This window comes from Mycobacterium sp., from assembly GCF_036488105.1.
Lineage (GTDB): Bacteria > Actinomycetota > Actinomycetes > Mycobacteriales > Mycobacteriaceae > Mycobacterium.
In genome coordinates this window covers 1-6606 of the sequence record NZ_DASXHW010000301.1, presented here as the reverse complement: position 1 = coordinate 6606, position 6606 = coordinate 1, and the positions used below count along the sequence as shown (strand labels likewise).

Genomic DNA, 6606 nt, shown 5'->3' with positions numbered 1-6606 from the left:
TCCAGCGGCGCGCAGGTGAGCAGGTAGTACTTGGCCTTGGCCATCCCGACCAGTAGCGGCCAGCAGATGGCGGCGTGATCGCCGGCGGCGACTCCGAGCTTGGTGTGGCCGTCGATGATCTTGGCGGTGCGTCCCGCCACCGACACGTCGGCCAGCAGCGCCACCACCAGACCCGCGCCGACCGCCGCGCCGTTGATCGAGGAGATCACCGGTTTGTCGAAGTTGACCATGTTGAGCACCAGGTCGCGGGCCTCGCGCATGATCCGCATCCGGTCGTCGAACTCGCCCATCGTCTCGTCGATCAGGTCGAAGCTGCCGCCCGACGAGAATGCCTTGCCTTCACCGCGGACCAGCACCGCCCGCACGTCGGGGTCGCGACCGATGGCCGGCCAGACGTCGGCCAGGTCGCGGTGCATCTGCGGCCCCACCGAATTCAGCCCGGGCGCGTCCAGAATCAGGTGCAGCACGCCGTGGTCAGCGCGTTCGATGCGCAGGCTGGGGAACTCGTCATAGCTGACTTCTGGGTGGCGAACTGGCATCCCGGCTCCTGACCACTGGTTGATGGACGTTGACGACGACGTTACGCACGGCTCAGGGTGCTGCTCGCCGCACCCGTCATACGGCGGTCGTGGCAGCATTGAGCCTGATGAGTGACCGTCGCACGCTTCCCGAAGCGCCATACCTGGCCGCGGCCGCCGGCCGCAAACCCCACCGAGTGCCGGTGTGGTTCATGCGGCAGGCCGGGCGTTCTCTGCCGGAATACCGTGCGCTGCGCAAGCAGAACACGATGATGGAAGCCTGTTTCGACGCCGGGCTGATAGCCGAGATCACGCTGCAACCGATCCGCCGGCATGACGTCGACGCGGCAATCCTGTTCTCCGACATCGTGGTTCCGCTGCGCGGGGCCGGCGTCGACGTGGATATCGTCGCCGATGTCGGCCCGGTGATCGACGCGCCGGTGCGCACCGTGTCCGATGTCGACGCCCTGCGCCCGCTGGACCCCCAGGGTGTTGCGCCGGTGTCGGACGCCGTCTCGCTGCTCGTGCGTGAACTCGGGGAGGTGCCGCTGATCGGTTTTGCCGGCGCGCCGTTCACGCTGGCGTCCTACCTGGTCGAGGGCGGCCCGAGCCGCAACCATGCCCGCACCAAGGCCATGATGCTGGCCGAGCCGGCGTGCTGGCAGGCGCTGATGGAGAAACTGACCGACCTGACCATCGGTTTCCTGCGGGTACAACTCGACGCCGGGGCGGATGCGATCCAGGTGTTCGATTCGTGGGCGGGCGTGCTGTCGCTGGCCGACTACCGGCGCTACGTGCTGCCGCACAGTTCGCGGGTGTTCGCTACGCTGGCCGATCGTGGCGTGCCGATGACGCACTTCGGGGTGGGCACCGCGGAGCTACTGGGCGCCATGTCGACGGCCGGTGCGACGGTGGTCGGGGTCGATTGGCGGACGTCTCTTGCCGATGCCGCGTCTCGGGTCGAGGCTGGAAAAGCGTTGCAGGGCAACCTTGATCCGGCGGTGCTGCTGGCCGGCTGGGCGACGGTCGAACAGGCGGCGCGCGCGGTGGTCGACGACGGACGGCGTGCCGTGGACGCCGGCGCGGCCGGGCACATCTTCAACCTCGGCCACGGCGTGCTGCCGGAAACCGACCCCGCGATTCTCACCGACCTGGTAGGGCTGATCCACTCGCTATGACTCGCTCGTATTGTGTTGTCGGCGGCGGGATCTCGGGCCTGACCGCTGCCTATCGGTTACGGCAGAGCGCCGGTGACGATGCGACCATCACGCTTTTCGACCCCGCAGACAGGCTCGGCGGCGTGCTGCGCACCGAGCAGGTCGCCGGGGTTTCCGTCGATGTCGGAGCAGAGGCGTTCGTGGTGCGCCGACCCGAAATGCCGGCGTTGCTGGCTGAACTGGGCCTGGCGTACGACCAACTCGGCACGACGGGTGCGCGTCCACTGATTTACAGCCAGCGTCGGCTGCACCCGCTGCCGAGCGGAACGCTCATTGGCATCCCATCGTCGGCGGAGTCGATGGCCGGTCTGGTCAACGATGCCACCCTCGCCCGTGTCGCCGCGGAACCGGATCAGCCGTTGAGTTGGCAGCCCGGCGCCGATCCGGCCGTGGCCGACCTGATCGCCGATCGATTCGGCGAACAGGTCGTGGCCCGGTCGGTGGATCCGATGCTCGGCGGGGTCTACGCGGGATCAGCGGCGACGATCGGCTTGCGCTCGGCCGCCCCGACTCTGGCGGCCGTCCTGGACGCCGGCGCCAACAGTGTTACCGATGCGGTCCGCCAGGCCCTCACGAGTGTCACCGCGGGCCCGATCTTCGGCGCGGTGGGCGGCGGATACCGGGTGCTGGTGGAGGAATTGGCTCTGCACAGCCGGGCCACTTGGGTACCGGCCGCGGTGGACGGCATCGAAGCCGTGCCCGCGGGGGGCTGGATGTTGCCCGACAGCACCGGTGCCCAGTGGCAGGCCGACGGGGTGATCTTTGCCGTCCCGGCCGCGCGACTCGCCGGGCTGGTCGAGACCGTCGCGCCGCGCACCGCGGCGGCGGCCGCGCGCATCGACAGCGCATCATCGGCGGTGCTGGCGATGGCCGTGCCCCGCGGTATCGCCTTCCCGCAGAATTCCGGCGTTCTGGTGGCTAGCGGAGAACAGTTGCACGCCAAGGCAATTACGCTGACGTCGCGGAAGTGGGGGCGGCGCACCGATGTCGAGCTGTTGCGACTTTCGTTTGGGCGCTTCGGCGACGACCTGGCGATCCGCGCGTCCGACGACGAGTTGCTGGCGTGGGCGCTCGAGGATCTGGCGACCGCTTTCGGGCTCGTGATCGATCCGGTGGATGTCTGCATCCAGCGCTGGCCCGATGCGATGCCGCAGTACGGGCCCGGCCACCGCGAGCTGGTCGCCGAACTGCGGGCCGGTCTGCCGCCGACGCTGGCGGTGGCGGGCAGCTATCTCGACGGGATCGGGGTGCCGGCGTGCATCGGCGCGGCCGGGCGGGCGGTGACCAGCACTATCCAGGCGGTCGAAACCTCCGTGGCACGATAGATCTCATGGCCCGCCTGGACTACGACGCCCTGAACGCATCCGTGCGATACCTGATGTTCTCGGTGTTCTCGGTCAGCCCCGGGCAACTCGGCGAAGACCGCGCGGCCGTCGTCGACGAAACCGCCACCTTCCTCAAACAGCGTGAAGAGCACGGGGTCGTGGTGCGCGGTCTCTACGACGTCGCCGGACTGCGAGCCGACGCCGACTTCATGATCTGGACGCACGCCGAACGCGTCGAAGCGCTGCAGGCCACCTACGAGGACTTCCGCCGGACCACGACGTTGGGCCGCGCGTCGACGCCGGTGTGGAGCAGCGTCGCGCTGCACCGACCGGCCGAATTCAACAAGAGCCACATTCCGGCTTTTCTGGCCGGCGAGGAGCCGGGCGCCTACATCTGCGTCTACCCGTTCGTGCGGTCCTATGAGTGGTATCTGCTCCCCGACGAGGAGCGTCGGCGCATGCTCGCCGAACACGGCATGGCGGCCCGCGAGTACAAGGATGTCCGGGCCAACACTGTGCCGGCGTTCGCGCTCGGGGACTACGAATGGCTGCTGGCGTTCGAGGCACCCGAACTGCACCGCATCGTCGACCTGATGCGCGAACTGCGGGCCACCGACGCACGGCGCCACACCCGCGAAGAGACACCGTTTTTCACCGGGCCGCGAATTCCGGTCGAGCAGTTGGTGAATTCGCTGCCCTGAACCGGCACCTGAGGGGGAGGCATGACAACGCAATTCGATCCCAACGATCCCACCCGTTTCGAAGAGATGTATCGCGACGAGCGGGTCGCACACGGCCTGCCGGCCGCCACACCGTGGGACATCGGCGGCCCGCAGCCGGTGGTGCAGCAACTGGTCGCGCTCGGCGCGATCAAGGGCGAGGTCCTCGACCCGGGCACCGGCCCGGGGCACCACGCCATCTATTACGCGTCAAAAGGCTACTCGGCCACCGGAATTGACGGTTCGGAGGGCGCGGTGGAGCGGGCCCGCGAGAATGCCCGCAAGGCCGGGGTGTCGGTGAACTTCCAGCTGGCTGATGCGACGAAGCTCGACGGCCTGGACAACCACTTCGACACCGTCGTGGATTGTGCGTTCTACCACACATTTTCGACCGAGCCGGAGCTGCAGAGGTCCTACGCGCGTGCCCTGCACCGGGCCACCAAGCCGGGAGCCCGGCTGTACATGTTCGAATTCGGTATCGGCAATGTCAACGGTTTCCAGATGCCACGATCACTGTCCGAGGACGACTTCCGGGGGGTGTTGCCCGACGCCGGCTGGGACATCACCTATCTGGGCCAGACCACGTATCAAATCAACATGGATTCCGCGAATTTCGACCGGATGCTGGCGCGCAGTCCCGAAATGGCCGACCAGATAAAGCCGTTGGCCGATCGGTTCCGGACCATCGAACCGTGGCTGACCAACGGCCGCGCGCACGCCCCGTTCTGGGAAGTGCACGCCACCCGGGTGGACTAAATTTCTGGGCTCAGTGGCCAGTTATGACACGCGATCGGCAAATATAGGTGCAATAACTGGCCACTCGGCACTCAGGAGCGGGCCGGCACCAGGCGCAGTGAAATCGAGTTGATGCAGTAACGCTGGTCGGTGGGCGTCGGATAACCCTCGCCCTCGAAGACGTGGCCGAGGTGACTGTGGCAATTGGCGCACAGCACCTCGACGCGCGTCTGGCCCAGCGAGTGGTCGGGACGCAGGATCACTGCGTCGGAGTCCGCCGGGTCGAAGAATGACGGCCAGCCGCAATGGGATTCGAACTTCTCCGTGCTGCGGAACAGTTCGGTGCCGCACGCGCGGCACTGGTACACGCCTTCGGCCTTGGTGTCGGTGTACTCACCGACGAACGGGCGCTCGGTTCCAGCGCGACGCAACACGTCGAACTCTTGCGGGTTGAGCCTTCGACGCCACTCGTCGTCACTGAGTTGCAGCTTTGGCGTGGAGGAAGTCATGCCTCCACGCTAGCGCGAGGTTGCGGAGCCGTCACCCAGACCGGATCGATCCCGTCGTCCAGGCGGTTTTCGGCCTTGGCGTCGAGGTAGCGGAAGTACAGCACGGTGAACACCACGATCAGCAGCAGCGACCAGCCGTAGGTGATCTTCAGGTACTCCAGCGGGCGGCCGATGTACATCCAGTTGAGCAGCAGCCAGCGGTCCATGGTGAGGAATCCGTAGATGCCCAGCCACGCCGGCCAGTTGCGGATCACCGAATTGGGCAGGACCACCGTCATCAGGAACGGGAACAGCATCATCGAGTAGTAACCCTGGGCCAGCGACAGCACCAACCAGGACCACAGCAGCAGCACGCCCGACGATGTGGTGAACCAGAACAGCGGGTCGCGGGTGCGGTAGTAGCGATACAGCAGCCACAAGCTGCCAATTGCCAACAGCGTGAACAGGATTCGCAGCAATGCGATCAGCCAGAACGGCAGGCCGAAGTACACCCCGTTGCCCTCGATCGAGCTGTTGAAGTAGTCCCGCACACCCAGGATGTAGGGCAGCGTGCGAGTGACGAAGTCCATCGGGCGCACCACCAGGGGTAGCGCGGCCGCGTTGATGACCAGCGGAACCGCGAAAGCCGGCACCAGCGCCCGCCACTGGCGGTTCAGCAGGGGCAACAACAGCAGCGGTCCGAGCAGGGGTTTCAGCGTCAGCGTCAGCCCGATCGCGACCCCTGCCCACCATTGATGGCTTTGCTTGCCATCCAAAAGCCACCGCAGGAACAACACCTCCGCCAGCAAGACGCAGCCATTGATGTTGGTGAAAACCAGTGTGTTGGTGACGGATTCGGTGCAGAACATCGCCAGCAGCAGCGCCGGGGCCGCCACCGAGTTCAGGCTGAACTTGAACATCCGCAACAGCACGTAGGCCGCCACGACGATGGCGGCGCTGTTGATCGCGATAAACAGATACCGCGACTCCGCGAACGGCAGATAGCCGAAAGGCGCCATGATCAGCGTGCCGCCTGGTGGATACAGGTAGTGCGGGTCGACGTAGTCGAAATGCTCGTTGTAGAAGTCCCAGCCACGCCGGAAGTTCAGCACCGCGCGGTAGACCGGTTTGAAATCGTCGGTGATGTTGCCGTTGGTGGTCACCACGATGGTGCGGTGGATGATCGCGAGGATGGCCACCGGCCACAGCACCGAGCGCAAGATGGTCGCGGTGCTCGGGGCGGCGGTGCGGGGGGCAAATATGGTCTGCGCCCAGTCGCGCAGACCGCCACGATGGGATTCAACTGCCGTCACGAGCGCACCCTATACGGGCCGAAGGTTCAGGCGGGACAGTAGGTGTCGGTGGCGGGCAAGTTGCCGCTGTCGAGGTAGCCGACCAGCGGGGGGACCGCGCACGACGAGTAGACGCTCGCGCCGTGGCCGATGCCCTGCCACATCACCCGTTTGCTGGCCGCGGTCGCGTTGATGATGGTGGCGGCGGTGGCCGAGACGCCTTCCTCCCCGACGATCGGGTCGCTCTGAACACCCATCAGCAGCACGTTGACCTTGAGGACCTTCGGTGGTTGGGGCGGCTGGGTGCTCGGC

Annotated in this window: 8 protein-coding genes; 4 read left to right on the top strand and 4 right to left on the bottom strand. The window is 66.5% G+C overall.

The window, feature by feature from the left end:
- Positions 1–539: enoyl-CoA hydratase-related protein (locus VGH54_RS15825; protein ID WP_331513008.1), on the bottom strand; the 539-nt coding region annotated here is incomplete at its 3' end.
- A gap of 107 nt (positions 540–646) precedes the next feature.
- Here VGH54_RS15825 and hemE point away from each other — a divergent pair.
- Genes hemE through VGH54_RS15805 form a run of 4 tightly spaced genes read left to right on the top strand, consistent with a single transcriptional unit; the run spans position 647 to position 4535 of the window.
- The gene (hemE, locus tag VGH54_RS15820) at positions 647–1696 is read left to right on the top strand and encodes a uroporphyrinogen decarboxylase (RefSeq protein ID WP_331513007.1); all 1050 of its coding nucleotides are present in this window, start codon (positions 647–649) and stop codon (positions 1694–1696) included.
- Positions 1693–3060: a protoporphyrinogen oxidase gene (locus VGH54_RS15815; protein ID WP_331513005.1), complete on the top strand. Its 1368-nt coding sequence runs from the start codon at positions 1693–1695 to the stop codon at positions 3058–3060. The genes hemE and VGH54_RS15815 overlap by 4 nt, the downstream gene beginning before the upstream one ends.
- 5 nt (positions 3061–3065) lie before the next feature.
- Positions 3066–3761, top strand: a complete 696-nt coding sequence (hemQ, locus tag VGH54_RS15810; protein ID WP_331513004.1) for a hydrogen peroxide-dependent heme synthase — start codon at positions 3066–3068, stop codon at positions 3759–3761.
- 21 nt (positions 3762–3782) lie between these two features.
- Complete coding sequence (locus VGH54_RS15805) at positions 3783–4535, top strand: class I SAM-dependent methyltransferase (RefSeq protein WP_331513003.1); 753 nt, start codon at positions 3783–3785, stop codon at positions 4533–4535.
- A gap of 71 nt (positions 4536–4606) precedes the next feature.
- Here VGH54_RS15805 and msrB read toward each other — a convergent pair whose 3' ends face one another.
- The 3 genes from msrB to VGH54_RS15790 form a co-directional block, all read right to left on the bottom strand.
- Complete coding sequence (gene msrB / locus VGH54_RS15800; RefSeq protein ID WP_331513002.1) at positions 4607–5023, bottom strand: peptide-methionine (R)-S-oxide reductase MsrB; 417 nt, start codon at positions 5021–5023, stop codon at positions 4607–4609.
- A complete protein-coding gene (gene aftC, locus VGH54_RS15795; RefSeq protein ID WP_331513001.1) occupies positions 5020–6315 on the bottom strand; it encodes an arabinofuranan 3-O-arabinosyltransferase in 1296 nt (431 codons plus the stop codon). The genes msrB and aftC overlap by 4 nt, the downstream gene beginning before the upstream one ends.
- A 26-nt stretch (positions 6316–6341) precedes the next feature.
- The coding region (locus tag VGH54_RS15790) for an alpha/beta hydrolase (RefSeq protein WP_331512999.1) at positions 6342–6606 on the bottom strand (265 nt) is incomplete at its 5' end.